This window comes from Sulfurimonas indica, from assembly GCF_009192995.1.
Lineage (GTDB): Bacteria > Campylobacterota > Campylobacteria > Campylobacterales > Sulfurimonadaceae > Sulfurimonas > Sulfurimonas indica.
The window spans coordinates 45,082-70,971 of record NZ_SDID01000002.1 but is presented as its reverse complement, the minus strand read 5'-3'; the positions used below and the strand labels follow the sequence as shown (position 1 = coordinate 70,971).

Sequence of the window (25,890 nt, the reverse complement as noted above, 5' to 3'; positions counted from 1 at the left end):
GATTTCTAAAATTTGACTATGCTTGTGCATAAGGGATGTTTAGTGAAAATTTTAAGCCACCCTATTGGTGGTGTAAATTTTTAATGAATGTGCATTATGTGCAATGATGGTTAAAGTTTTTAATTTCTTATTGCATAATTTGGGTTAAGCATCCATATTGAGAGCTTTTTGAATCATCTCATCTGCCGTTGTTACAGATTTTGAGTTGGCATCATAAGCACGTTGTAAGATGATAAGCTCAGTAAGTCCTGCACTCATCTCAACATTTGAACCTTCTAATTTAAAGTTTGTAATCTCAGTACCGATGATATTTTGTCCTGTTGCATCTTTAAAAAAGAGTGCTTGGCCACTGTTTGAACTCTCTGCAAAACGTGTCCCGGTAATTCGTTCAAGACCCTGGTCATTTTGAAAATGAAACACTGCAATTCTACCAACGCTGCTCTGTCGACCATTGGTAAATGTAGCAATAACTTCCCCATTTTTATTGATAGAGTAACCTCGCAGATCTCCACCAATCGTTCCATCGGCTACACTTGAACCCGATACTACAGGAATATCAATAGAGACAATACCATCATAGCCACTTCCCAAGTCAATTGCTACTGGTGTTCCATTGTTATCGATAGTTGTTAGGCTTGAAGAAACAAGCGCACCACTCTCATCAAAAGCAACCTGACCTGTCTGTGTATCATATGTTGTCTGTCCATCTAGTGATTTTACAGTTGCAACAACGTCCCACTGTGTTCCAGGAGGTGTTTGCACAGCAGAACGAGTAAATGTCAACTTTAACTCATTGCGTTCATTTTGCCTATCAATAACACTCGCACCTACCGTAATGACTTCATATCCTTCTTTTCCAACGCCAAGATTAGCTATAAATTTCGCTTCTGTTGTAGGTTCAGGTGGATATGTAAGTGTTTTTGGAAAACGGAGTTTCTCTTGAGCATTAATATCACCAAGTGGAACTTCTGCAAGAGTTTGGGTTAGGATATTGTCTGCACTGATATTACCGCCCATTGTTCCAAGAACATAGTAACCATCATTTGTGACCAGATCATCATTTGCATCAAAAGTAAAATCACCTGCTCGTGTATAAAGCGGTGCTCCATCTTGCTGAATACCAAACCAGCCATCTCCCATAATAGCCAAATCTGTACTTCTGTCTGAAAGTGTTAAAGAACCTTGATCTAGAGACATAGAAGTCGTTTGCATCTGTACACCGACTCCCACACTGTTACTCTGAAAAAGATTACTTGATGCACTTGCCAAACTATCTTCAAAAAGTGCTGAGTATTCAGCATTGTAAGCACGAAAGCCCGGTGTAGAGATATTTGCAAGATTGTCTGAGACGACATCAATACCGTTAGAGTATACCTTTAAACCTGATATACCCGTATAAAAAGCTTGTGTCATCATAGCAAAACTCCTTAATAAATCTCTGTAATATTCTCTAAAGGAACATAAGAGGAACCAAGTTTCAAAAGTGTTGTTCCACTGTCAAAACGAACTGATTCAATAGGGTATGTACCTACTCTTGTTGTTTGTGCAACATTATTCGCATCGGTATATGATGCGCTTGCGTAGTATATACCACCTTCTACTTTCGCATCTGTATTGTCTGTTCCATCCCACGTGAATTGGTAAACGCCAGATGGATTTGTACCTACTTCAATAGTTTTGATAATATTTCCATTGACATCAGTAATCTCAACATTTCCTTGTGTTACATCAGAAGGAAAAAACATCTCAAATGTTGAGCTGCTACCCTCATCAATCGATATAGCATTACTTCCAAGATCAGCTGTTTTTCCAATGGCTGAAATTGTTGAAAAGTCATTAGACGCAGACAACGAAGCCGCTAAATCTTCTAGAGCCTGGTTTGTTTTATCTGTCGCTTCTAAAGATGCAAGCTGTGAAGTTTGCGTCAAGATCTGTTCTGTATCTGTTGGTTCAGTTGGGTCTTGATATTGCAACTCAACTAAAAGCAGTGTCATAAAATCATCATTACTTAAACTTGTTTTATCTGCTACAACATCTGCTGAAGTTGCATAATCACCATACACGGCTTGGTCTAATCCTACTGCATTAATTGCCATAATTTATCCTTTATGCGTAGTGTGGAACTACAATTTCTAAAGAGCTTAAAACTTCTTCATTTGTCTCTTCATTTTCAAAATAGTTGTACTCATTTTGAGCATGTTCTCTATTTTGTTGTTGCTGCTGTGATGCAGCCTGATCTTGCCCTTGGGAGTTATTACTAAAGTTTAAGGAAGCATTATTTATTCCATTGTTTTGTAACTGCATTTTCAAATCATTTGCATTCATGGCCAAAGTATTGATGGCAGCGTTGTTTGAAGAGAGATTGACATGAATATTTTTTCCACGTTGGACCACAGTTACCTCTATCTCGCCAAGTTGCTGCGGATTTAACTGTACTTTTACTCTTGTAAATGGAGCTTTATAATTTTCTATCGCCTGTTTAACATCAGATGAGAGATACTTTATCATCTGCTTTGCTTCATTAAGCTTGAGCTCAAAACTGTCTGCTTTAGCAACATTCAACCCATCAACTTTTGAAGCAGCTTTCTCATCATCATTTACTGTTTCTGGTTTTAAAAGTGCCTCTAAAGATTTTTGCACTTCACTTTTAGCACTAGGGGCAATGACTTTGGCACTGTTGCGTGAAAAATCACTCGTTAAAACAGATCCCTCTTTTTTTGCAACTTTTTCACCCTGTAATAGCTGTTTGAGTGTATCATCTGCACGTTTTTTTGGTGTTTGCACCTCAGTTGGATTACTGTTTACTGCTTTGGCATGGACAATCTGTTCTGTAGAGATTGTTGTACGCTTTTGTACTTTAAACAGTAGTGGTGAGTTCACATCTTTTAAGGCATTTTTTTGCTCTGACTTTAACTGCTCCTCTGTTCTTGCATTATCATTCTCTGCATTTATTCTGTTTTGCGCAGTTTTTTTACTGTTTTTTGCTTTTATATCAATTGCAACATCAGCATCTATATTATAACTCTCTTGTTTACTCGAACGTGTCTCTTTTTTAATTGTATCTAAATCAACTACTTCATTATCTGTATCAAGCATTGCAGACGTACTGTTTTTCACTGATGAACGTACTTCATCCAGAGTAATTTTTGATACATCAATACCCAGTTTTTTTGCAACTTGAGCCAAACCCTTTAATGTTTTTGGCAGCATATCAATCTCTGCTCGTTTAAAGCCTTCTGAAGAGAGAATTTGATCTTTGAGATATGCTTTTGCATCTTTTATCAGCTGTTTGAGATCTTGCGATGAGAGCGATGATTTTACCTCAGGATTTATTTCCAAAAGTTCTAAATCTTCAATATTACTGCCTTTTTCTAAAAGTGAAAGCAGAACATCACCTTTGGAACCTTTGAGTGGCAGTTTGTCTTCTTCGTCATTCAGAGATAAAACAAGTGCTCCATTTTGTACAAGTTCATCACTCTCTTTAATACCTTTCAAAAGAGCAGAAAAAGAGAGACTCCCCTCACTTTTCTCACCTTTTGGCTCAACAATGATTCCTGTTGCAGAAGCGAGTGTTTCTTGCGTGAGATCGAATGCTATCATGCTCTGCTCCTTTACATTTACTCCAAAAAATTGGCAGTTTTTATAAAAGAAATAGCATAAATCGTTCCATTTGATAAATAATTCGTCTATAATACCGATATGTTGTTTATGAAAAAAGTACTCTTCTTACTCTTGCCATCACTATTGTTTTGTGAAAAGATTTATGAAACAAAACTCTCAGTGGAGAATCGTGCAGCTATGGAAAATGAGAAGATAAAATGTCGATGGGTATGTGATAAGAAGATATATAAAGAGCAGAAGATAGCTGAAGCTATCTCTTTTTATAAGAAATCAAAATATTATAAGTTTGATACGAAAAAGTTTTAAGTTTTAATAGTCTCGCGTAAATCTGTCCAGACAATGCAGGTCTCTTTTGAAAAATGTACTTACACTGTCCTGCATTCCTTCCATTAACTCTTTTGGTGTCTCTCCGTCAGCAGGGTAAGAAAGTAAAAAGGCATTAAGGTATTTTGCAAAGAACTCGTCAAACATCTTCTTCACTATCTCTGCACCATATTTGTCTGTATATGGCAGTACAAAAAAATAATCTCCCTCTAAATTAACGATAGAATCTGATGTACGGAGCGTTGACTCCAGAGAGGTTTTGATTATCTCTTCATCAATTCCAGAAAAATCACAATACAAGAGAGTAAAACTTTCAGCCCGATTTTCATCAAGTCTGTCTGAAATACCTATATTTAAATGCAGAAGCTGCTCAAAGTTGTCAAAAGAGAAATGAATACCTGCCATAAATCAACCTTTTAAAAATTGCATTGATCTCAGTATAACAAAAAATCTATAAAATTATATAAGATTTCCCAAACCAAACAAAGCAGTGCTAAGAAAGCTGTAACTTTTTAGAGGTGCCCTTAAGCCATTATACTACGAATCATAATTGCATAATGCAATACAAACAAATTAACAAAAAAGATAAAGAGTGATGATCCACGTGAGAGAAGATTTTGTAATTTGGTCCGCTTTTTGTTATTTGTCCGATACGCAACATAAAAGTGAAGAACTGTTGCAATTATCAAAGAGAACACCAACCAGAGTTTCATCTTTAAGAGCTCCGTGACTCTGCTTGTATCATTGTTCCAAAGCAGATCCCACAAGCCATCACTCTGAATCATCAAAGTACCACTTACTAACAAAATAAAAAGTGAGACAAGCTCAAAATACCCAAAGATTGGTCCCACATGAGGATAAACCTCACGCTGTTTTTGTTTATCTGTCAGCGTAACACCCAAAACAAACATAAATATCGAGCCTCCTATCCAAGCAATTGCTGCCAGGAGGTGAAAATGTATCAAATAACTCATTTTTTTGCTTTCATCTTAATCATTAAAACCTACTAATTCGCCACGTTTTAATTTGCCTATCTTATCTCGGTATTTTCGAATATAAAAGGCTTTTTCCTCAAAAGAGATGTTTGTAGCAAAATTTATTTTTTTCAGCTCTCGCTCATAATATTTCATCAAAAAAGTAATCAGTTCCGCATTAAGAGCATCCTCATCTTTAAGAGCAGTTATTGCCTCATCTATTAAAATCTCCATTAACTCCGGTGCATCTTTTTTCCCAGCAAGTGCCAAAGAGAACTCTCTTGCATGAAACTGCAGTAGTGAAGGGTCGATAACATCTAAGATATGATCGATAAACTGAGGATGTTCCAACACAGTTTTAATGAGGGAGAGCTCCCACATATCTCTGTGTCTGTTGTTTTGCACTAAAGGTGCATTTTGCATATCTCTTTGATTTGTATTGAGCCGAATAAGCGATGGTGAAACACCCAATCCACCAAGACGTGAAGCAAGGTAAGTTTTATACTCCTCTTGTAAAATCGGGGAGAGTGTTTTTAAATATGCCACACCCTCTTGCATACAGGCTTCTTTTGCTTTGGGATCACGCAGATTAAACAAAGAGAGTATCTCATCAATAACAAACTCAATAAAAGGCTTGGCATTTCGGAACATATTGCTCAGCTCTTCAACTCGTCCCTCTTTTACCATATCAGCAGGGTCAAGTCCACCATCAAAAACAACTACTCCACCGTTAAAACCAGAAGCAGAAAGTAGTTTCGAAGCTTTGAGTGCAGCAGCACGTCCTGCCTTATCTCCATCATAAGCCATAATAACACGAGGCGTGCCTTTGCGAAGCAGTGGCAGGTGCTCTTGCGTGAGAGCAGTCCCAAGAGTTGCAACTGCATTGTCAAAACCGGCCTGATGCAGCATAATCACATCAAGATATCCCTCTGTAATGATAATCTCCTGCCTTTTATAAAGTGCTTGTTTTGCCAAGTTATATGCATACAAAAGTCGTGACTTATTAAAAAGAGGCGTCTCGGGAGAATTGACATACTTGGCCTGATGCCCTGTTATCGTACGTCCACCAAAACCGACAACCGTACCATTTGCAGAGTAAATTGGAAAAGTAATACGTTCGATAAAACGAGCATAGGTTTGATTGCGTGAGGGTTCATATCCAACTACACCTACATCAATTGCTTCTTTTATAGGAAATTGCTGAGCTTTTATGAAGTTAAGTGTCTCATGAGAAGCCGGCGCGTAGCCTATACCAAACTTCTCTATACTACTCTCATAAATCCCACGCTCACGCAAATAACTCATCGCAGTCTGGTTACGTGAGAGCAGAGACTGGTACCATTCATTGAGTTTTTCTATAACTTTTGTACGTGGTTTGTTATGTTTGTTATCAGTATATGTCAGTGTGAAGTTATAGGTAGCTGCAAGTTTTTCAAGTGCTTCAGGGTAGTTAAGTTTCTCATACTCCATCACAAACTTAACAGCATCACCACCCGCTCCACATCCAAAACAGTGAAATATCTGCTTTTGCGGACTGACTACAAAAGAGGGGGACTTTTCATCATGAAAAGGGCAAGGAGCCTTAAAGTTTCCACCTGCTTTTTTCAACTCAATATAAGAGCCAACAACATCAACAATATCAAGTCGTGCCTTGAGGGCTTCTATGGAGTCTTGTGAAATCATAAGTAGGATTATAAGATAATGGTTGTTAAAAAACGGTTATCTTTTTAAAATATTATGCAAATTGAGCCTCAGCAGACTTCCACGGCCTAGTTCACTCTCTAAGGCAATAGTAATCCCCAACTCATCACACAGTTTTTTTACGATATGCAGACCTATACCAATGCCACGCTCCTGCTCTTTATAAAAACGTTCAAAGACCCTTTTTGGATTTTTAATCCCTTTTCCTGTATCTTTAATTATCAATTGTTCATTCTCAAAGCGAATGTATACTTTTCCATCTTGTATGTTATATTTGCCAGCATTTGAGAGAAGATTGTCAACTATGCGACTCAGCGCATCTCTATTTGTCTCAACACGAATCTGTGGTACTTCACTCATAAATTTCACATCTTTATAGTTGAACTCAAGCAGTTCTACCCTCTCTTGTATAAACTCACTCAAATCAAAAGACTCTTTCTGACTTTCATGAGCATGGAGATAGGCTCGTAGATTTGACTGTAGGTTTAAGATATTTTGTACAGCATTTTGTACTCTTTTTATCTTGGTATTTTCTCCCAACTCTTCTACCAACATTGAGGTATTGAGACGCAGAGTGGAGAGTGGTGTATTAAAATCATGCAAGATATCTTTTATAAACTCTTCTGTGAGATGCAGCGCATTTCGAAGTGGAGAGAGTGTGTAAACAGAAAACACAAAAGAGAGCAACGCAATAACAGCAAGCACTAACAAGAACTCCACAACAAAACTTTTACGCAAGTTTGCAACTTGTTTATCATATGCACTCTTTTGCAAGTAAATTTTCAAATAATTTTTTTGGGAACCAGGCAGTGTAAAGTAGGAGCTGAGTTCGTTGTTCTTTTTATAGAGCTTATAGAGTTCTTGACTTTTTTTTGGAACAAAATCTATACCGAACTCTGTACAGCGCAGATCAAAAGAGCAGATTCGCATCTTGGAAAATATCTGTTCATCCAGGGTTTGGAGCTCTTTTTGGTAGTTGATAACAAAGAGTGCGCCCACAAGCAATGATTGCGAGATGAAAAAGAGTAAAAAACTCTTAAGAAGAGACTCTTTCTCAACTTTTTTCAAGAATATACCCCACACCCCGAACATTTTTTATCGGTAAATTTGTTATATGTTTGAACTTGTTGAGTGCAACTCGAAGTGCCGTATCAGAAGGATGTACCAGACAATCCATCAAAATGGACTTATCTAAAACATTCCCGATGTTATTCATAAAGATCTCACACAGGCACTCTTGTACTTCTCCAAGCGAAACAATTTTTCCATCAATGAAGAGCTCTTTTTTATCCGGTTTATAACGAAGATTTTTATACTCTATATCTTTGTTTGTTTGAGAGAGTTTTGCCTTTACACGGATAAGAAGCTCTTCTGGGAAAAAAGGTTTTTTTATGTAGTCATCAGCACCGACTTCAAAACCTTTTGCAATGGTGTTTAAATCTATCAAAGCACTGATAAAGATTGTAGGCGTTGTATCATTAGCCTCACGTAGGCTTTCTAAAAGCTCTATTCCTGAGAGATTAGGAACATTAATGTCAAAAACATACAGATCATACTTGTTATCATAAGAGGCATCCATGGCATCATTTCCGGTATGAACCATATCAACACCATAACCATTTGACACTAAAAGTTCTTGTAGTGTCTCTGCCAACTCATAATCATCTTCAAGTAGAAGTATCTGTTTTTGCATTGCTAACTCTTAGAAATAATAACCAAGCTTTATAGAAGCTGCATGATCACTTGCACTGTCACTTAGTCCATAGGCATAGAAAAAAGTTAAGAACCAGTTTTTATCTATACTTCTGTACCCATAAAGAGAAACTGTATCTACATCTTCTACATTTTTATAGATACTGTCTGCACTATTGTAAGATGCACTCATATAGAGTTTGTCTGTAAAGTAATATCCTGCACCTATACTTAAAGCGTCTGTATTTTGATAACTATAATTGACAGTTGTTCCATTAACTATGGTAGTTGTGTCATCATCATTTATCATTGTATGAATATAGCCACCGAAAATATTAACCCTTCCAAGCGTATAACTCACATTAAGGGAACCTGTATAATCTGTATTATTGTTATTGAGTCCCGTATCATAAGTGGGCAGTATTGCACCAATACCTACGCGTACTAACAAATCTTTATTTGGCTTAATATTATAAGCAACTCCGACAAAAGAGTCATTCATTCCATTTTCACTATATCCATCTCCATCTGTTTTATAGTATGAAGTAGAAGCCTGCAGAGAAAAATTTTCATAATAATAATCAACCTGCAAAGAACTTGACATAGTATCAGTTTGATTTAAAGAGGTAAAGTTTGAACCTGAATAGTTAGCTCCAACTATAATATCGAAATGGTGTTTGTTTGATTTTGGAATAAGAACTTTTTTTGTACATCCATTGATGTCTACTAAGTCTGTTAAAGGGGTATTTGGACATTTGTCCACTGCATCAGCCACACCATCCATATCGGCATCCGAATACGCGAAAAGTGTTGTTGAAAGCGCTGTTATCATTGTCAAAAGTATAGTTTTTTTCATATGTTCTCCTAGAAATAGCCATCATCATATTTGATGGCTATTATTGTAGCACTATTTATTATCTATTTGGGAAATTCATAGGGCTAGTTGCTCCGCCACTAACAGCCGCTCCACCATTCATAAATTGGTTACCTGCTCTGTTTTGATTCATATTTTGCATTTGCATCATTTGCTCATTTGTTTGCATTTGCATCTCTTGAACATGTTCTTGCGTTCTTGTTTGCATACGTGTACGTGTTTGTGTCATAGCTTGTGTAGCCTCTTCACTTTGTGCAGTTGCATCCTGTGCTCTTGTTTGTGTTCTCGTTTGCATTCTTGTTTGAAGCTGCTCAATTGCAGCTGCACGGTCTGCTTCATTCATAGTTGCAAGTCTTTGTTTAAACTGATTCATCAGTCTTACACGCTCTTGTGCAGGAGCTGCTTGAATCTCAGCGATTTGTGTATCAACACTTACAGTTGGTTCTGTAGTTGTTGTAGTCTCAACTGAAGCAGTAGTATCTTCTGCCATACCTAAACTCATTGTTCCGATTAATGCTAATGAAAGTGCAATGTTAGAAAGTTTCATTTTCTATCCTTTTAAATTAAGATTTTATTTCAAACCCTTGTTTGATGTTGGTATTGTCACATAAAAAAGTTAGCGGAATGTTAGTACTTTAAAAAGAAGCATCTCTTTTTTCTTTTGCTTTAAGTCTCTTCAGGGTTATATTACAATCATGTGGATTCTTTTTACAATATTTTTTCTTCATTTCTCTGCTAGAACCACCAGAAACATCATTCAAAACAAAAACAAATGAGAGCAAATAAAATATAGAGAGCCCACCGATCAGAGCCGTGATAAAGTATATATTGAAAAATTTATTCCTTTTAGCCATAACAAACTCCTTGTATAAAAGATTTTATGACTTTTTAGCTTTCTTTTTCTCACTGCTTTTATGCTAATTTTATTTATTAAAGTATTTCGCTACAATCTCGTGATCCTCTTCTTTCCCCTTTTTATAAAAATTAGAACCACAAGCAAAAGTAGCGAAGTATAAGTACCTTACTAACCCTTTTTCTTGTCATAAAATAGCAGATAGGTTGATGGTAATATCAAAAGTGTCAAGAGTGTTGAGCTGATGATTCCACCTGTAATGACCACTGATAAAGGGTACTGTATCTCACTTCCTACACCTGTTGCATAGAGCAGAGGCAGTATTCCAAAAAGTGTGGTAAAGGCTGTCATCAGCACTGGACGCAGTCGCAAGAGTGTTGCATCTTTTAGGACTGTTTTTAAATCCACATCAGGAAATTTTGTACGCATCTCATCAATAAAGCTCACCAGCACGATTCCATTGAGTATCGCAATGGCAAAAATTGCCAAGAAACCGACAATTGCCGAAACAGAGAGATAGATGCCACTTACAAGCAAAGCAAGTATACCTCCTATAAAACCAAAAGGGACATTGAGCAGAATAATCAATGCTTTTTTGAGTGAATTAAATGCAGTATAGAGCAGCAAGATCACCAGAGCTATCGTTATCGGGATGATAATCATCAAAGTACGAGTTGCTTCTTGCATATTTTTAAAGTCTCCCGCCCAACCTATATAATAGCCGGTAGGTGTGCTGACACGCTTTTGAATAATCTTGTCGGCTTCTTGGACAAAAGAGGCGATATCTCTTCCTTCAACATCCATAGAGACAACCATATAACGGCTGAGATTCTCTCGTTTTATAAACGATGCACCCTGGACTATGCTGATAGTACAGAGATCTTTGAGTCGGACAATATTACCGTTCTTTGAACGCAGTGTTACATTTTTAATAGCTTCGATATCATCTTTGGCATCTACTACCTTTACTACAATTGGGAATCGTTTAATACCTTCAATTTTCTGTGTGACACCCTCTTCTCCAATTCCGTTACGAATGATCTGCATCACCTCAGCGACACTCACACCATAACGTGCCAATGCCAGATAATCAGGTACTATCTTTATCTGTGTCTGGCCGAGTTGAGATTCCACTTCCATACGCTCTAGTCCGGCAATACCCTTTAGTGCGGTTTGAATCTCATTTGCAATTCGAGAGAGCTCTTTTTGATCCTCTCCATAAATTTTTACAGCAAGCTCTGCTTTGACACCCTCTAAAAGCTCTTCTATACGCATTGCAATCGGTTGTGTTGGAATGAATTGCACAAAGGTAAAATGGTGCTCCAAGTCTTCACTCATTCGCTGTATGAGCTCTGGCAGATCTTTTATATTAGGGTTGAGTGTAAGCAGTACTTCCATATAGTTTGCCTGTGCAGTTTCGCCTTTTTCACTTCGCCCTATCATTGAGAGAACAGAAGTGACATCATCTGGATAGTTTTGTAAAATATACTCTTCAATCTCTTTGGCAGTAGTTACTGACTGCGTGAGCGCAGTTCCAGGAATGGCAATAACCCTATACATGATGGACTCTTCATTGAGTGAAGGCATAAACTCTCGTCCTTGCTGCGTGAGGATGTAAGCCAGTACTACAAACACGATACTAACAACAGCCAGAATCTTTTTGGCATTATCAAGTGCAAAAAATAACAGTGGAGTGTAGACTCTTTTGATAGCTCGCATAACACTGTTTTGGGCTGATTTTGTCGGTTTGAGTAGTAACAGTACCAAGACAGGGACTAAAACAAGTGCTACAAATAAAGAACCTAACATGACAAAAACAATGTTGAGTGCCATCGGTGTGTAGAGCTTTCCTGCAAGCCCATCAAGTGAAAGCAAGGGAATAAAAACAGCAGCGATAATAAGTATCGCAAAAGTAACCGGCTTAGCAACCTCACGTGCAGCTTCACTCACCACTTGGAGTTTTGGTAGTTCTGGATGGTCATGCAATTTTCGAAAACTGTTCTCGACAATCACAATGGTACCATCGACTATCATTCCAACAGCAATGGCCAGACCACTCAGACTCATCAAGTTTGCTGAGAGATGATAATAGTCCATCAGTAAAAAAGCGATAAGAAGCGAAAGCGGTAGCGAGAGAATAACGATAAACGCACTTCTCAGCTCAAAGAGAAATAAAAAGAGCACAATAGCAACCAACACAACACCACTGAGCAGTGCCGATATCATTGTACTGACTGCTTTATGTGTTATCTCTGTTCTATCATAAAGCGTTACGACTTCCACTCCTTCTGGCAATGCGGCATTAACTGTTTGTATCTTTGCTTTGATATTTGCAACAACCTTGGCAGCATTGGTAGCACTGCGCTGGAGCACCATTCCCATAACAGCCTCTTTACCATCTATGCTCACTGCACCAAAACGTGGTGCAACTCCAGGCATAACTGACGCAACATCACCAATAGTAATGGCTTGTCCCTGGCTTGGTTTGATAACTGTATTTCTAATATCATCAAGTGTTTTATACAGACCTGCTCCACGGATGAGATACTGCTCACGATTAAATTCCAGATACTGTCCGCCTGCAGCTTGGTTGGAGTTTTGCAAAGCCCCTATAATGTCATTATAGGTGATACCAAAATCCTGCAGTTTTTTTGTATCTATCAAAACATTGTACTGCTTCTCATAACCTCCCCAACCTATGACCTCTTCAACACCACTGACACTTTTAAAAAGCGGAGCAACGATATACTCCTGCATCTCTTTAAGTTCAGCAAGAGAGAATTTGTTTGTTCTGTCTTTTACCTGATACCAAAAGACCTGTCCGAGTCCTGTAGTATTTGGTCCCAATACAGGTTTTCCCCACCCTTTTGGAATATCTACACTGCCAAGCCGCTCAGAGACAAGTTGACGCAGAAAATAGATATCCATATCGTCTTCAAAAAAGACCGAAACATAGGAGAGCCCAAAGATAGAGTTAGACATAATGAGCTTCACCCCTGCCATGCCTGAGAGAGCTGATTCTATTGGATAGGTAATGAGCTTTTCTATATCTTCAGCAGAATTACCCGGACTCTCCGTATAGATAACAACCTGTTTGGGAGTGATATCGGGAAAAGCATCGATGGGTATCTGTGTGTATGCTCTATAACCAAATGCAGTGATAACAATAAAAAGTACAAGAACTAAGATCCTGTATTTGAGCGAAAGCTCTATGAGTTTGTCTAACATAACATCCCCCCCTAATGCCCATGCTCGCCAAGAGAGGATTTTAGCAGGAGTGATTTTGTATAATAACTTTTATCACTCACATACTCCTCTCCCTCACGCAGACCCAAAACACCGACATAATTTTCATCACTTGCTATAATTTGCACAACTTTTAGGCTGTAAGGTACTTCATGATGTTCTTCATCTTCACCATGTTCATCCTCTTTGGAAGGGACAAAAACAACCCATTCATTTTGAAAAAATGAGAGCGCTGATTTTTTGACTGCTACAAAAGAGTCTGCTTGAGCAAAGTAGAGTGTAGCTTTGAGATAAACACCTAAGAAAAGTCTCTGGGTAGGCTCATCAACACTTGAGAGAACAATTACTCTCTGTGTTGTTGCATCTACCTTTGGCATTATCTGCGTTATATGTGATGTCAGTTTTTTCCCAGCATAATCAACAACTATTTTATCTCCAGCTTGTACTTTTGTAGCATATTCCAAAGGAAGATAGGACTTAATATAATAGGCCTGGTTTTTAACGATACTCACAACTGCTTCATCTGTTGAGACAGAAGAGTGCAGAGGTTTGAGCAGTGCTGCAACACGACCATCACTGTGTGCATACAAAATAAAGTTCGATGTTGCTTTATGCAGTTTTTGTGTATCAATTCCCAAGGTTTCAAGTTGTGACTGCAAAGTTGTAAGTTGTGCAGCGATATTGCTCTTTTTAATCAATTCAGCATTCAGCTGTGCCATTGAGCTCATCCCTTTTTCATAAAGCTTTTTAACGGACTCATAATTTTTTTCAGCTGATGCATACTGTTTTTTAAGTGCAATGTACTCTGCGCTCATCCGAGAGAGTTCAATAGACTCAATTAAAGCAATTTTGTCCCCTTTTTTCACATCTTCTGCCGGCTTGACAAAGTACTTCTCAAGATGTCCGCTGACAAGGGAGGTGATGGATTGCTGTGCGTTGGAGAGCTGGATTACTTTGGCATTGAGTGCGAGTGATTTTTTAAAGCTGTGCAGTGTTGCTTTTTGCGTTGGAAGGACTGCCTCATTTGCAAAGAGTACAGCACCAAATGTTAGTAAAACTGTTAGTATCTTATTTTTCATTATATGCTCCTGCATTATAGTTGTAATTGACTATGTTTGTATCTATTTGACTCTGCAATAAAATCGCTTTTTCTTTCGTCTCTATCATCTGAGATTTAAGGTTTTGCAGTTCAATAAGTTTGATATTTGCTATTTTGTACCCATCTTCATACATCGCAAGCATCTCTTTTTGCGCATTGTAAAGCTCTGTTGTTCTGCTTTTAAGTTTCTGAAGTTGTTGTAACTCTTGTTCCATTCGTTTTAGGGCAATAAAGAGCAGTCGTTTTTGGTTTTGTAAAAGGAGGCTGTTTTGTTTTGCTTGAACTCTTGCAAGCGCTTTTTCCTCTTTTTTTGTATTGAAAACAGCTAAGGGAATATCTAAACCAAGTCGTGTGATTTTTTGATCCGGCTCTTTTTCATACTCCATATAGAGATTCACCCACTCTATTTTATTGCCTTGCAGTTTTGCATCTGCCAATGCTTTTTGCTTCTGCGCTTCTTGGTAAGAGAGTTCGGCAGAGTTCTGAAATGAATCAGTTCGCAAAAGTTTAAACTCATACCTACTCTCCAAACTTGGCTCTTCTTCCACACCACTGAGTGCTAGCAGGTCATAATAGGCAGTAACTCTTTGCAGTGCTTTTTGTGCATAGCTATTATCTGCACGTTTTGTATCAAGTTTTGCCAAGAGATATTTTACCTTTGCACTACTGCCTGCTTGGTAGCGCTCTTTTGCAATTGACTCGATCTTTTTTGCAATACCCAGCTCCTCACGTGAGAGCTCTTCTAAGGCAACTGCTTGCTTATAGTCAATATAAAGCAAAGAGAGTCTTTGGATAAAACGTGCACGTTGCAGTGTGAAAAACTCTCTACTCTCTTGTTTCGTAGCAGAAGCTAACATCTCTCTGTCATCACCAACACCCCAAAGGCGCAAAGGTTGTGCTAGGGCTACTCTATAGCCGCCATCACTGCTTAACCCATCAGCTTCAAACCTTGAAGCCTCTAAAGAGAGTATCGGATTTTTATATCGTTGCAGCAGGCTAGCCTCTTCTTGTGCACGCTCAATCGTTAGTCTATTTGCTTGCAGGTAGGGTGATTGTTTTAGTGCTGTTTCTAAAAAATCTTCAAAAGTTTGTGCCTGCAGGCTTATAATCAGTAATAGGGTTATCCATAATTTTTTCATTTATTTCCTTTTTTTGCATACGAAATGCTTTATGCTGTTCATTTTTTACAGAACTATAGGTTGAGAAAATTATGAATTGATAGGTGGTTTTAAGAAGTTATCGTATGAGCTGTACTCATAGATTTTATTACGAGATAGAGGTTTTTGAGAAAAATTTTGATAGCAAAGCTCTATCTGTAACTCCGGAATGATGAATGAAATATGAAAGAAGTGATCTATATGACAGATATCTCCCTCTGAGAACTCCTCTGTTTGGTCACTCATATCATGAACATACTCACTTACTTGACATGCATGTGTATCAAGCGCTTCTATAACAAAAGCGTGTAGAACTGAAAAGCTCATAGAAAACAGCAGTAAAAGTATAAGGAGTTTTTTCTTCATGATTTATTATACCCTAGCTAGAGCAACAACTCCCGTCGCTACACTCTTTCTTTGTAAAAAAAGAGGCTTTGATGACATAATAGAGAATAAAACCCCATAACACTACGGTTGAAGACCACGCAAAGACTCCTGCTTCTTCATCCATATGAACAAGCTCTTTTACATCAACTCCTGCAAAAAGCCCGTCAAGCCCCAATCCAAAAAGAATGGAACCAACGATGATAGTCCCAAGATAGATAATCAGCGTACGAGAGCCTAACATCTTTTTAACAACCCCAATCGTTACTGTATTGGTCGCAGGTCCCGCACTTAAAAAGACAAAAGCAGCTCCCGGGCTCACCCCTGCAAGCATTAGTCCTGCTGCAATAGGAAGTGATGCCGTTGCACAGACATACATTGGCACTGCAATCATAATCACAATGATATACGAAAGCCAGCTGTAGGCAAGTAAAACATCACTCAAGTTCTCAGGAATGACAACAGTAATGAGCGCACCAAACATAAGTCCTAGCAAAAGAGGTGAAGCAATATCTTCTAAAAGCGTACCAAAGGCATAGATAAGTGCTGATTTTATCTTGGACTCTTTTTGTTCACTTTCACAAGAGCTCAAACAACAACTTTCACTCTCACAACTCGAGGCCTTTTCTTCCTCCTGCGTGAGATCTTGCACATTTTGTCCATAAAAATTTGCCAAAACTCCGGCAATAATAGAGATGATCATAGAGGTTACAACTCTGTAAAGTGTAAAAATCCAGCCAAAGATACCATAAGTTGCCAAGATGGAGTCTACTCCTGTAATAGGTGTAGAGATAAGAAAAGAGAGCGTTGCTCCATTGCTTGCCCCACTCTTTTTCATCCCTGCCGCTAAAGGAATCACACCACACGAACAGACCGGCAGAGGAATTCCAAAGAGTGTTGCTTTTATAACCGACCACAGAGAATCTTTCCCCAGATGATTTTTTACAATACTCTGGGGCACAAAAACATGGAGTATTCCGGCAAACAGAAGTCCAAACAAAATATAGGGTGCCATGGCATTGCTTAAATCAAACAGCGCTGTTAAAAAATTTGTGATTACATCCATGCTCTCTCTTTTCTATGCTATAATTCATATAACATAATTGTTATATAATAAAACTTCGAAAGAGATTAGATGGAAGAGTTAGTTCAAATAGGTAAAATAGTCTCGGATATCAATAGAGTAAAAATTTTAGGTCTGATGCACAGAGAGACAGAGCTCTGTGTCTGTGAGATATGCGATACACTCAAACTCTCACAGCCTTTGGTTTCACGTCATCTCAAGCAGATGCGTGAGGCTGGTATTGTCAAAACCAAACAGAGCGGGAAGTGGATGCTCTACTCCCTGCGTGAGAGCAGAATAATAAACTGCTTTTTAGATACAATTCAAGATGAAATTAAAACTTTACCAACAATTATTACATGTACCAAGGAGTAGCAGATGAGCTTAGAGAAATTCTCTTTTTATAAAAAACTAGAACCCCAAGCCATTGAATTTTTACAGCAACATTTAGAAGCTATCAAAGTGCCAAAAGACACCCTTTTATTTGCAGAGGGAGATGTTTGTGATTCGATTTTATTCTTAACATCGGGTGAGGTACAACTACTACAGGAGAAAGGACAAAAAGAACTCTACAGGCTCTATCCAGGTGATCAGTGCATCGTCAATACTGCTTCAATGCTCAGCCAGACACCGGCAATAGCAAGTGCAGTAACACAAACAGAAATAGAAGGGTATATCTTGGATATGTACAGTGTCAAAACCCTTGCACAAAACTCAGAACCTTATCTCTCCTACCTTTTTGAGATCTACTCGCTTAATGTAACAGGACTTGCAAACCTTAATTTTTCAGCACTTCATGATCTTGATGGCAAAATTATCGGACTTATTAGAAGTACAAAAGACAAAAGTATAAAAAATGATGTGAGTGCACTTGCAACGTCATTCAATGTATCAAAAGAGAGTGTTGAGATGATTTTAAAAAGTCTCCAAAACGATGAAATAATCACTATAGACGCAGATGAAATCAAACTCTTGTAATCTAGAAAATTTTTCATTTTATGAAAAGCTTGATACAGATATTTTAAACTTTTTAGATGCATGTCTAAAGCCTGTAAATCTAAAAAAAGGAGCAACACTCTTTTTTCAGGGTGATATTTGTGACTCTATTTTGTTTTTAACCCAGGGAGAAGTCCGTCTCTATATCTCATCAGAATCTGCCGATGAAATCACACTCTATCACTTAAAACCGGCAGAACAGTGTATTGTCAATACTGCTTCAGCACTGAGCCAAACAGAAGCCATTGCTTCTGCTGTTGCAGTCACAGACATACAAGGCTATATACTGCCGACAAAACATGTAAAAAAACTTGCGCAGCTAAGCAGTGCCTATCAGGACTATCTTTTCTCTATCTATACATTGAGAATGGAAAGTCTTGCTCGGCTTGTTAATGACATTAAGTTTAAAACACTTGATGAAAGAATTATGGATTGGCTCAACAGTAAACATACAAAAGAGATACAAACAACCCACGAAACCATCGCAAATGAACTTGGCAGCTCACGTGAAGTTATCTCGAAGGTTTTAAAAAGTCTTGAAAAGAGCGGAATCATTAAACTCTCTCGTGGTTCTATAATGCTTCTGTAACCTATGTTACAGACATGTTAATCGCTTTTAGCCTACAATACACCTGTAAATCAAATTAAAGGATACCGACATGTGTATTAATGTAGGAAAAGCTGATAGAATTATAAGAACAATCATAGGTGTAGGCTTAGTTGCCTATGGGGTCATGACACAAAGTTATATAGTTGCAGGTATAGGGATTATTCCAATTGCGACTGCTACTATTGGATTTTGCCCATTTTATCCTTTTTTCAAATTGAATACAGGGTGTAAGAAAGATTAAGGAATTTTAATGTGCCTGCTCATAACAGTTGTCATTCTACTTGCAGGATATAATTTCTACGACCATGGCCTGCTCACACAGGCCTATATGAGTTTTGGCTTTGCGCTTATCCCTTTTAGTTTCTTTGTTTATCGTCTTATCAAAAATCGTAAATGTATCTTTGGAAACAGTAAAGATTGCAATAAAAAAGATATTTAGCTATACTTCCATTCTAAATTTAAACAGAAAGTGGGTGATGTGATATGCCAGGTATTGTACTACGCCAAGATGATAATTTTGATGCAGCTTACAGACGTTTCAAGAAGCAGACTGACCGTAACTTAATCGTTACAGAAGCTCGTGCTCGCCGTTTCCACGAAACTGAAACTGAAAAGCGTAAGAAATTCAAAATTGCATCTCGTAAGAAAATGCTTAAACGTCTTTATATGATGAGACGTTACGAATCACGCCTGTAAACGAAAAGCCTTCGGGCTTTCGTTTTCTCTCTTGACACTTCAATCTTCAAAAAACATTTCAACATTACAACTATACTCTCAATAGGGGTACAATTAATAAAGAAAATCTAAAACTCTATACCAAGACCGATAAGGAGCTGATAGTCGTTCTTTTTCGGTATAACACCACTCACATCAGACTGTGGAGCATGTACATAGTCCCAAATTCCTGTTATATCAATATCAAGCCAACTTAAAAGTTTATTTTCAAACTTCAAAATCATATGGTGTTTGTAAATACCTGATTCTTTATTTGAGAGTGTTAGTTTGTAGTTATAGGTAAAGTCGGTAATGGATGTGAGCTGCTGCTCATATTTTGTACTGATTTCCAGTGCCGGAGAGTAATTTTCACTTTTTTTACCATCCTCGACCGTATAAAAGCGTGTATAGACAACAGCAGGACCACCTGAAAAATTCCAAAAGATATCTTTTGTGTCCACGACTGTATATCCAAGCCCCATACCTACTGTGATTTGCTCTCTGATATTTTTATATTTATCTGTGTAAAATTCACTAAAAACAGGTGTCCAGAAAAAATAACGTGTTATATATCTGTCATATTTCTCATTGACACGATGATCATTTGCTATCTCTTCATTATCTTTAAAAGAGATACGACCAAGATAATCAAGAGAGAGGCTAGAGACGGCTGTACGACGTTTTAAGTTTGCCTGTGCTGCATAATCAAACTGATCAGTATTACCGCTTCGTAGGTCAAAATTAAGTGTAATTTTTCCTGACCAGTAGTTTTTTTCCAGCTCGGCATCAGGAGCAAAAGAGACGATATCAGATTTTTTAAACTCATACTTCTCTTCCCCTTGAATGATGGTAACCTTATCTCCATTAAGACGTAATATACCTGTAATAGAGGCAAGGTTCTCTACGTTTACACTGATAAGTTGATAGCTTTTAATCATTATAATATCATCAAAGTCAAAGGTATGAAGCCCTATCTCATCACTGTCAAACTCTAGTTTATCATCATAAAGTGCTTTTATCTTACCGCAAAACCATTCACCTGATTTCGTTCGTATCCAGTCTCTCTTTATAGGTGTTGGAGAGAGCTCTTCCCATCGAACTTTTCTATGGAGTTTTTTCTGCTGTTCTTTTTTATCTATCTTTTTTGCAATTTGTCTGACCTCATCTTCTGAAAGACCCGAAGTGTCTTCTATCTCTATCAGCTCATTAGAATTTACAACAGTGGTGTTGGTATCCTCTGTTGTCTCAGCTGCCAAAAGAACAACATTTAAAAGTAATAAAGAGAAGAACAGTCGTAACAAGCTATAACTTCCCATACATTTCGTTATGAAAATTGAGTGCATATCTGTCACTCATACTTGCGATATAATCTGCAACAACACGATGCTTTGGACGAATATCTAACTGTTTATAATAAAAAGAAGGGAGCATCTTTTCTTCTTCCATCAGACCTTTATAGAGACCTTTTACAGCCTGTTTACCGGCATACATACGTCTAACAATATTTTTATGCTGGTACATTTTATGAAAGAGTAGTTTTTTGAGCTTTTTGATTTGTGTCTCTAAGGCCTTGTCAAAACCAATGGGCATCTCCTCTTTATCATCCACTCGCTCTTTGGAGTAGTCCAAAAGTGAATAAACGAGATGATTGATAAGGTGTGAACTAAAACGATAACGAAACATCTCATCATTTGCATCTGTTACACCTTCAGCTTCAACTTTTTGCAGTATCTCTACAGCCAACTCACTCTCACGCAGATCTTCAAATGTTATAAGTCCGGAGTGCACACCATCATCTATATCATGACTCATATAAGCTATCTCATCAGCACGGTCAACCACCATCGCTTCATATGTAGGATGTTTCTGTAAGTCAAACTGTTTGTCGATATTCTGAGGTAAAAATGCTTTTTTATAAGGATAAGAGTGCTTTAGAATGCCTTCTAGAGTGGCAAAAGTAAGATTTAAGCCGTCAAAACCGCTATAACGTTTTTCCAGTTTTGTTACAACACGAAAACTTTGAAAATTATGCTCAAACCCATTGCTATAACCATCAGCTTTGAGACACTCATCTAATGTATCACCACCAACATGCCCAAAAGGTGTATGTCCCAAGTCATGTGCCAAAGCAATTGCTTCTGCTAAAGATTCATTGAGCCCAAGCTGGTTGGTAATGGAGCGAGCGATTTGAGAAACCTCTATAGAGTGCGTAAGACGTGTTCTAAAGAAATCACCCTCATGGTTTAAAAAGACCTGTGTCTTATACTCCAGTTTTCGAAAACTTCCTGAGTGAATAATTCTGTCACGATCCCTTGCATAAGGGTTTCTAAAGTCATTGTCTATTTTATAAAAACGCTCGTATGGCTGCATTATGCTTTTTTAATAAATTCAGTTTTTATGAAGATTTTTGTTCCGTTAACACGACCTTCGACATGTGTCGGGTCATTTGGTGCTAAAGCGATACGCGTTACAGTGGTACCACGTTTTGCAGTAAAACCTGCACCCTTAACCTCTAAATCTTTGAGTATTACAATAGAATCACCTGCGTGAAGTTCAACACCGTTTGCATCTTTATAGACAAGTTTGTTAGCATCAGCATGAATTGCCTGCTCAGCAAGTTTCAACTCATCTTCTTCGAGATACATCATATCAAGCATATCTTGACGACCGAGCTTGTTCCATAAGATATAAGCCATTACCTTAACAGCAGGAACTTCCGACCACATTGCATCATTTAAACAGTTAAAATGTGTCTCATCAAGATCACCGCTCTCAATTTGAGCTTTACAGTTTGTACATACATAAACACTTTGATCTTCACTTCCATCACTTACCGGTAACTCCATTAAAGTTACATCTTCACTACTGCCACAAAGTTCACAAACTTCACTTCTTGCCATCTATTTCTCCTTTAATTTTTTCAACAATTTAAGGGAACCTCTTCCCTCTATCATAACGCCAAAGGAAGTAATTCCTTTGACTACGTTAACACTAGGTTCTCCTCGGCGGAGTGCCCTCACACCCTGGTGCTCTAAATTTTTTTGAATTATACTACTTTTCTCTACTGAATTCTATATCTTTATCAGATACTTTTTTCTCTTCAATTACTTTATTAAACGCTTTGTCTGCCTCTTCTTCATTGTAGTCTCTACACTCTTGCGGTATCTTCGGTGCAGTTGGGTCTGAAGCAATCTGGTCACACATGGTTGCATTTACTTCTATCTGTGAACAAGCACTAAAGGCAAAAAACGTAGCAAAAGCTAATAAAATTTTTATCATTATTTATCCTATTTCTGTTTAATAATCAAATCAAGATATTTTTTTGGAGTAACTTTCATCATCTCTTGAGCAAGCCAGCGAATCTGAAAATATGCTGCTCCACTCTCACGCAGATTAAAATAGTTTTTAAGACTTCTCAAGTTAAAAGTAACCACCATATCTACTTTGACATTATCTGTAATGATATGCTTGAACGCATCACCAACATTACGTTTTTTCTTTCCAGCCTGCAGTGCCTCGTAGAGCTCTTGTGGTCTACCATTAAACTCTTCTAAAAGAGGCAAGGAGCTTTTTGCAACTGCACTAGCATAAAAATCATCTACTTTTTGTTTTTGAAAAAGAAGTTTGTCATACATCGCTCCAATTTCCAAGCGGTTATAATCCCTGTCTGCTGTAACAAACATATCATACGACTCTACAATATCAATAAAGAACTCTCTATCTCCACCATGTTGTGCAGCAACAAAGGCATTGATAATCCCACTCATTGTATAACGGGTTGAACGAACAGAGATAGCTTGAATACGATGACGGGCATGCTCTTGAAGCACTCCACGTGAGGTACCACGAACTAAGTAAGAGAGGTTTGCATGTTCAAGTATGGAGTGATGAAAATAGGTCCATGCCAGATCTTCTAAAAGAGCAGAGTCCTCTATCTCATTGAGCATATCACACATACTTGCATCAGGCAGTTTATGCTCTAACTCTTTTATAACACCATTTTCACTGTTAGAAAAACTGTCATAACAGGTACGTGCTGCGGTCTCTGCTACACCGATTCCTGTATCTTGTAGTAAAACAACCTGTGGCCGGCTGTATTTTATACCGTACATCTCTTCCATCTCTATGCCCTCTTCTTAAGTGTTACTCTATTTTACTATAATGAAGCTTTATTTTACAACACCATCAAGAACCGGTACAAAATCACAATCTTCAAGCTCTTCTTCTATGATTCTCTCACCCTCTTTTAAAAAGCGAGTAATTACCTGCTTGCCATCTTTCTCTATCGGTGCTACAAGGATACCACCATCAGCCAACTGCTCAAAGAGTTTAGGAGGGATTGATTTGGCTGTTGCAGAAAAAAGAATCCTGTCATAAGGCGCATACTGAATCCACCCTTTTTGTCCGTCATCCGTGCGGGTATGAACATTGTTGATACCAAGCTGGCGAAAACGCTTTTTTGCTTCTAGTATTAGCGGCTCGATTCTCTCAATCGTAAACACACCACGAAAAAGATGGGAAAGTACTGCTGCCTGATACCCACTACCACAGCCTATCTCTAAAACTCTGTCTGCTCCACGAGGAAAAAGATACTCTGTCATCTTTGCTACTGTCAAAGGAGAGCTTATATATTGATCTGCTCCGATTGGCAATGCATCAAGTTTGTAAGCCTGATGACGAAACCCCATCGGTACAAACGCCTCTCTATCTGTCTTTGCTATCGCCTCTTTTATCTCTGGAGAGAGTGGAAACTGTGCATTACACTCCTCCGCCAAACGTGCCGTCTTTGTCGCTTTTAATCTATCCAAATTACTCTGTTCCTGTAGCCGTGTTTCATTTTATGATAGGGATTATACCATAGTGAAGGTGAAAAGCTTAATGCTCATCATTCCTCTTTTTCATAAATATAGTTATAGACTCCAAAAAAACTCAATAATAACAGATAAGAGACTCCAGTTAAGTGACAACGAATACAGAAGTATCAAAGAACTTATAATATTCATGTAAAAGTTTTGTTACTTATCTGTAAAGTATGATTTTCATCTAATTTGATAAAGGCTTCATCATCGCAAGTGCAAACCCACTTTTACACAGCTAAAAAAGTGATAAAAACATATTAACAAATTTAGTGTATTTAAAGTTATTTTAGATACTATTCGCGATTAAAAACAATAACAAGGATTAAATTGAAACAAAATACAATAAAAAAGATGTTCTTACTTCTTGCAACAACATCACTACTACAAGCTGAAATAACAGCCTCACTGGAAGAGAGAGTTTCAAAACTTGAACAAAACTCAGCGATTTGGGAGCATCTCAAACTTGGTGCCGATTATCGTTTTTCTTATGACAATATACGTTATAAAATGGCTAACGGAGATACAAAAAAGAATGATTCTCTACTAACAAACAGATTATGGCTCATTATGGATTACAAACCGGATACACATGTCCATTTTTATACAAAACTTGCATTTAACAAAGTATTTGGACAGTCAAATGTGTCAGAGAGTATAGCTTTTGATCAGTTTGACTGGTATGGTGCAACGACAAATACAGATAATCAGCTGCGTGTAAAAGAGGCTTATATTGATTATCAAGGATTTAATACTTTTGGTAGTGATATTCCATGGAATTTTGGAGTTGGAAGAAGACCTACATCATACAACAAACTAGCAAGCTTACGTGATGATGAGGCGGCTAGCTCTCCTTTGGGACATATTGTTGCAGCTGAGTTTGACGGAGGACATCTAAAGTTTGATTTCTCCCACATCACTTCTATTCCAGGCCTGGCTGTGAAATTTGCACTTGGTCGTGGTATGAGCAGTATCTCTTCATCAAAATCATCGCCTACACCTCTTGCAAAAAGCGGAGAAAATATCAATATGTATGGATTTAATTTCATTCCATACTCTACTAAAAAGCTTCATTTAGAGCTTCAGATTTTAAAAGCAACAAATCTTGTAGATATTACAAATGCCGGCTTTGACAATGTAGGAAACTACAATCCAAATAATTACGACCCAACACTGCAAGTTGTCGGAGATATGAACATGGCGAGTGCAATGGCAATGTATACGATGGAGTCTTGGAACAAAACAACACTGTTTGCTTCATATGCCTACACACAAACTGATCCAAATGCAAACAGCACAATGCTTGGCAGTCAGGATAAAAAAAGTGGTCAAGGATACTGGGTAGGCGTCCAAACTGCTTCACCTCTGTCTGAAAATGGAAAATGGGGTCTTGAGTTTAATCATGGAAGCAAATACTTCAGACCTTTTACTTATGGAGAAGACACTGCAGTCGGTTCTAAACTTGCAACACGCGGAAATGCATATGAGGCCTACTTTACAGAATATATCCAAAAAGGCCTAAGTGTTCAACTTCGTTATACTTATCTTGATTACAAGTACAGTGGAAGTAACGGCTTTTTCGGTTCACAAACAGGAACACCGATGGATATAGAAACCATCAAATCACAACTAGGATCAAGTGACCTAGCAGCAAATGTTGCTGAGAGTGCACAAGACATCCGTCTCTATCTTCGCTACAGATTCTAGCTGCTTGCCTGCTTTAGGC

General features: G+C 37.9%; 29 protein-coding genes. 8 read left to right on the top strand and 21 right to left on the bottom strand.

Annotated features, from left to right (window positions below):
* Nucleotides 1-144: 144 nt before the first annotated feature.
* From ES948_RS01400 to fliK, 3 genes are read right to left on the bottom strand one after another with little or no spacing between them, the layout of a single operon-like run.
* Nucleotides 145-1,416, bottom strand: a complete 1,272-nt coding sequence (locus tag ES948_RS01400; RefSeq protein ID WP_152183142.1) for a flagellar hook protein FlgE — start codon at nt 1,414-1,416, stop codon at nt 145-147.
* Nucleotides 1,417-1,427: 11 nt separating this feature from the next.
* Entirely contained in the window at nt 1,428-2,096 is a 669-nt protein-coding gene (locus tag ES948_RS01395) for a FlgD immunoglobulin-like domain containing protein (protein WP_152183141.1), read from the bottom strand.
* Between the two features lie 10 nt (nt 2,097-2,106).
* Nucleotides 2,107-3,600, bottom strand: a complete 1,494-nt coding sequence (gene fliK, locus ES948_RS01390; protein ID WP_152183140.1) for a flagellar hook-length control protein FliK — start codon at nt 3,598-3,600, stop codon at nt 2,107-2,109.
* A 108-nt stretch (nt 3,601-3,708) separates the two neighbouring features.
* Here fliK and ES948_RS01385 point away from each other — a divergent pair, with 108 nt between their 5' ends.
* A complete protein-coding gene (locus ES948_RS01385) occupies nt 3,709-3,927 on the top strand; it encodes a hypothetical protein (RefSeq protein ID WP_152183139.1) in 219 nt (72 codons plus the stop codon).
* 3 nt (nt 3,928-3,930) lie between these two features.
* On the opposite strand, the gene ES948_RS01380 is transcribed toward ES948_RS01385, so the two are convergent.
* The 12 genes from ES948_RS01380 to ES948_RS01325 all read right to left on the bottom strand — a co-directional run bounded on the left by ES948_RS01380 (nt 3,931) and on the right by ES948_RS01325 (nt 16,991).
* Nucleotides 3,931-4,350, bottom strand: coding sequence for a hypothetical protein (locus tag ES948_RS01380; RefSeq protein WP_152183138.1), 420 nt, complete (start codon nt 4,348-4,350; stop codon nt 3,931-3,933).
* Between the two features lie 119 nt (nt 4,351-4,469).
* The gene (locus ES948_RS01375) at nt 4,470-4,919 is read right to left on the bottom strand and encodes a hypothetical protein (protein WP_152183137.1); all 450 of its coding nucleotides are present in this window, start codon (nt 4,917-4,919) and stop codon (nt 4,470-4,472) included.
* 15 nt (nt 4,920-4,934) lie between these two features.
* Complete coding sequence (gene dnaG, locus ES948_RS01370; RefSeq protein ID WP_152183136.1) at nt 4,935-6,602, bottom strand: DNA primase; 1,668 nt, start codon at nt 6,600-6,602, stop codon at nt 4,935-4,937.
* 36 nt (nt 6,603-6,638) lie between these two features.
* Nucleotides 6,639-7,688: a sensor histidine kinase gene (locus ES948_RS01365; protein ID WP_152183135.1), complete on the bottom strand. Its 1,050-nt coding sequence runs from the start codon at nt 7,686-7,688 to the stop codon at nt 6,639-6,641.
* Nucleotides 7,675-8,313, bottom strand: a complete 639-nt coding sequence (locus ES948_RS01360; protein WP_152183134.1) for a response regulator transcription factor — start codon at nt 8,311-8,313, stop codon at nt 7,675-7,677. Before ES948_RS01360 ends, ES948_RS01365 begins: the two co-directional genes overlap by 14 nt.
* 9 nt (nt 8,314-8,322) lie before the next feature.
* Nucleotides 8,323-9,168 (bottom strand): porin family protein, encoded by an 846-nt coding sequence (locus ES948_RS01355; protein ID WP_152183133.1) that lies wholly within the window; start codon nt 9,166-9,168, stop codon nt 8,323-8,325.
* Between the two features lie 58 nt (nt 9,169-9,226).
* Entirely contained in the window at nt 9,227-9,733 is a 507-nt protein-coding gene (locus ES948_RS01350) for a hypothetical protein (RefSeq protein ID WP_152183132.1), read from the bottom strand.
* A gap of 477 nt (nt 9,734-10,210) precedes the next feature.
* Nucleotides 10,211-13,267, bottom strand: a complete 3,057-nt coding sequence (locus ES948_RS01345) for an efflux RND transporter permease subunit (RefSeq protein WP_152183131.1) — start codon at nt 13,265-13,267, stop codon at nt 10,211-10,213.
* 11 nt (nt 13,268-13,278) lie between these two features.
* On the bottom strand, nt 13,279-14,364 hold the full coding sequence (locus ES948_RS01340) for an efflux RND transporter periplasmic adaptor subunit (RefSeq protein WP_152183130.1): 1,086 nt from the start codon (nt 14,362-14,364) through the stop codon (nt 13,279-13,281).
* On the bottom strand, nt 14,354-15,523 hold the full coding sequence (locus tag ES948_RS01335) for a TolC family protein (RefSeq protein WP_152183129.1): 1,170 nt from the start codon (nt 15,521-15,523) through the stop codon (nt 14,354-14,356). The genes ES948_RS01340 and ES948_RS01335 overlap by 11 nt, the downstream gene beginning before the upstream one ends.
* A 69-nt stretch (nt 15,524-15,592) precedes the next feature.
* A complete protein-coding gene (locus ES948_RS01330) occupies nt 15,593-15,907 on the bottom strand; it encodes a hypothetical protein (RefSeq protein WP_152183128.1) in 315 nt (104 codons plus the stop codon).
* 13 nt (nt 15,908-15,920) lie between these two features.
* The gene (locus ES948_RS01325; RefSeq protein WP_152183127.1) at nt 15,921-16,991 is read right to left on the bottom strand and encodes an SO_0444 family Cu/Zn efflux transporter; all 1,071 of its coding nucleotides are present in this window, start codon (nt 16,989-16,991) and stop codon (nt 15,921-15,923) included.
* A 69-nt stretch (nt 16,992-17,060) separates the two neighbouring features.
* Here ES948_RS01325 and ES948_RS01320 point away from each other — a divergent pair, with 69 nt between their 5' ends.
* The 6 genes from ES948_RS01320 (at nt 17,061) to rpsU (ending at nt 19,290) form a co-directional block, all read left to right on the top strand.
* A complete protein-coding gene (locus tag ES948_RS01320; protein WP_152183126.1) occupies nt 17,061-17,363 on the top strand; it encodes an ArsR/SmtB family transcription factor in 303 nt (100 codons plus the stop codon).
* Between the two features lie 3 nt (nt 17,364-17,366).
* Entirely contained in the window at nt 17,367-17,966 is a 600-nt protein-coding gene (locus ES948_RS01315) for a Crp/Fnr family transcriptional regulator (protein WP_152183125.1), read from the top strand.
* Nucleotides 17,947-18,573, top strand: coding sequence for a Crp/Fnr family transcriptional regulator (locus ES948_RS01310; RefSeq protein WP_152183124.1), 627 nt, complete (start codon nt 17,947-17,949; stop codon nt 18,571-18,573). Before ES948_RS01315 ends, ES948_RS01310 begins: the two co-directional genes overlap by 20 nt.
* Nucleotides 18,574-18,643: 70 nt before the next feature.
* On the top strand, nt 18,644-18,835 hold the full coding sequence (locus ES948_RS01305) for a YgaP family membrane protein (RefSeq protein ID WP_152183123.1): 192 nt from the start codon (nt 18,644-18,646) through the stop codon (nt 18,833-18,835).
* A gap of 9 nt (nt 18,836-18,844) precedes the next feature.
* Complete coding sequence (locus ES948_RS01300) at nt 18,845-19,033, top strand: hypothetical protein (RefSeq protein ID WP_152183122.1); 189 nt, start codon at nt 18,845-18,847, stop codon at nt 19,031-19,033.
* Nucleotides 19,034-19,077: 44 nt separating this feature from the next.
* A complete protein-coding gene (rpsU, locus tag ES948_RS01295; RefSeq protein WP_152183121.1) occupies nt 19,078-19,290 on the top strand; it encodes a 30S ribosomal protein S21 in 213 nt (70 codons plus the stop codon).
* Nucleotides 19,291-19,397: 107 nt separating this feature from the next.
* On the opposite strand, the gene ES948_RS01290 is transcribed toward rpsU, so the two are convergent.
* The 6 genes from ES948_RS01290 to ES948_RS01265 form a co-directional block, all read right to left on the bottom strand.
* Nucleotides 19,398-20,624 (bottom strand): DUF481 domain-containing protein, encoded by a 1,227-nt coding sequence (locus ES948_RS01290; RefSeq protein ID WP_188109414.1) that lies wholly within the window; start codon nt 20,622-20,624, stop codon nt 19,398-19,400.
* On the bottom strand, nt 20,611-21,678 hold the full coding sequence (locus ES948_RS01285) for a deoxyguanosinetriphosphate triphosphohydrolase family protein (RefSeq protein WP_152183119.1): 1,068 nt from the start codon (nt 21,676-21,678) through the stop codon (nt 20,611-20,613). Before ES948_RS01285 ends, ES948_RS01290 begins: the two co-directional genes overlap by 14 nt.
* Nucleotides 21,678-22,208 carry a PhnA domain-containing protein gene (locus tag ES948_RS01280; protein ID WP_152183118.1) on the bottom strand — a complete coding sequence of 177 codons (531 nt, stop codon included), beginning with the start codon at nt 22,206-22,208 and terminating at the stop codon, nt 21,678-21,680. The genes ES948_RS01285 and ES948_RS01280 overlap by 1 nt, the downstream gene beginning before the upstream one ends.
* Before the next feature lie 151 nt (nt 22,209-22,359).
* Entirely contained in the window at nt 22,360-22,587 is a 228-nt protein-coding gene (locus ES948_RS01275) for a hypothetical protein (protein WP_152183117.1), read from the bottom strand.
* 8 nt (nt 22,588-22,595) lie between these two features.
* Nucleotides 22,596-23,429, bottom strand: a complete 834-nt coding sequence (locus ES948_RS01270; RefSeq protein WP_152183116.1) for an FAD-dependent thymidylate synthase — start codon at nt 23,427-23,429, stop codon at nt 22,596-22,598.
* Nucleotides 23,430-23,477: 48 nt separating this feature from the next.
* Entirely contained in the window at nt 23,478-24,116 is a 639-nt protein-coding gene (locus ES948_RS01265) for a protein-L-isoaspartate(D-aspartate) O-methyltransferase (protein ID WP_152183115.1), read from the bottom strand.
* 378 nt (nt 24,117-24,494) lie between these two features.
* Between ES948_RS01265 and ES948_RS01260 the strand changes: the two genes are divergently transcribed.
* On the top strand, nt 24,495-25,871 hold the full coding sequence (locus tag ES948_RS01260; RefSeq protein WP_152183114.1) for a DUF3373 family protein: 1,377 nt from the start codon (nt 24,495-24,497) through the stop codon (nt 25,869-25,871).
* Nucleotides 25,872-25,890: the final 19 nt, after the last annotated feature.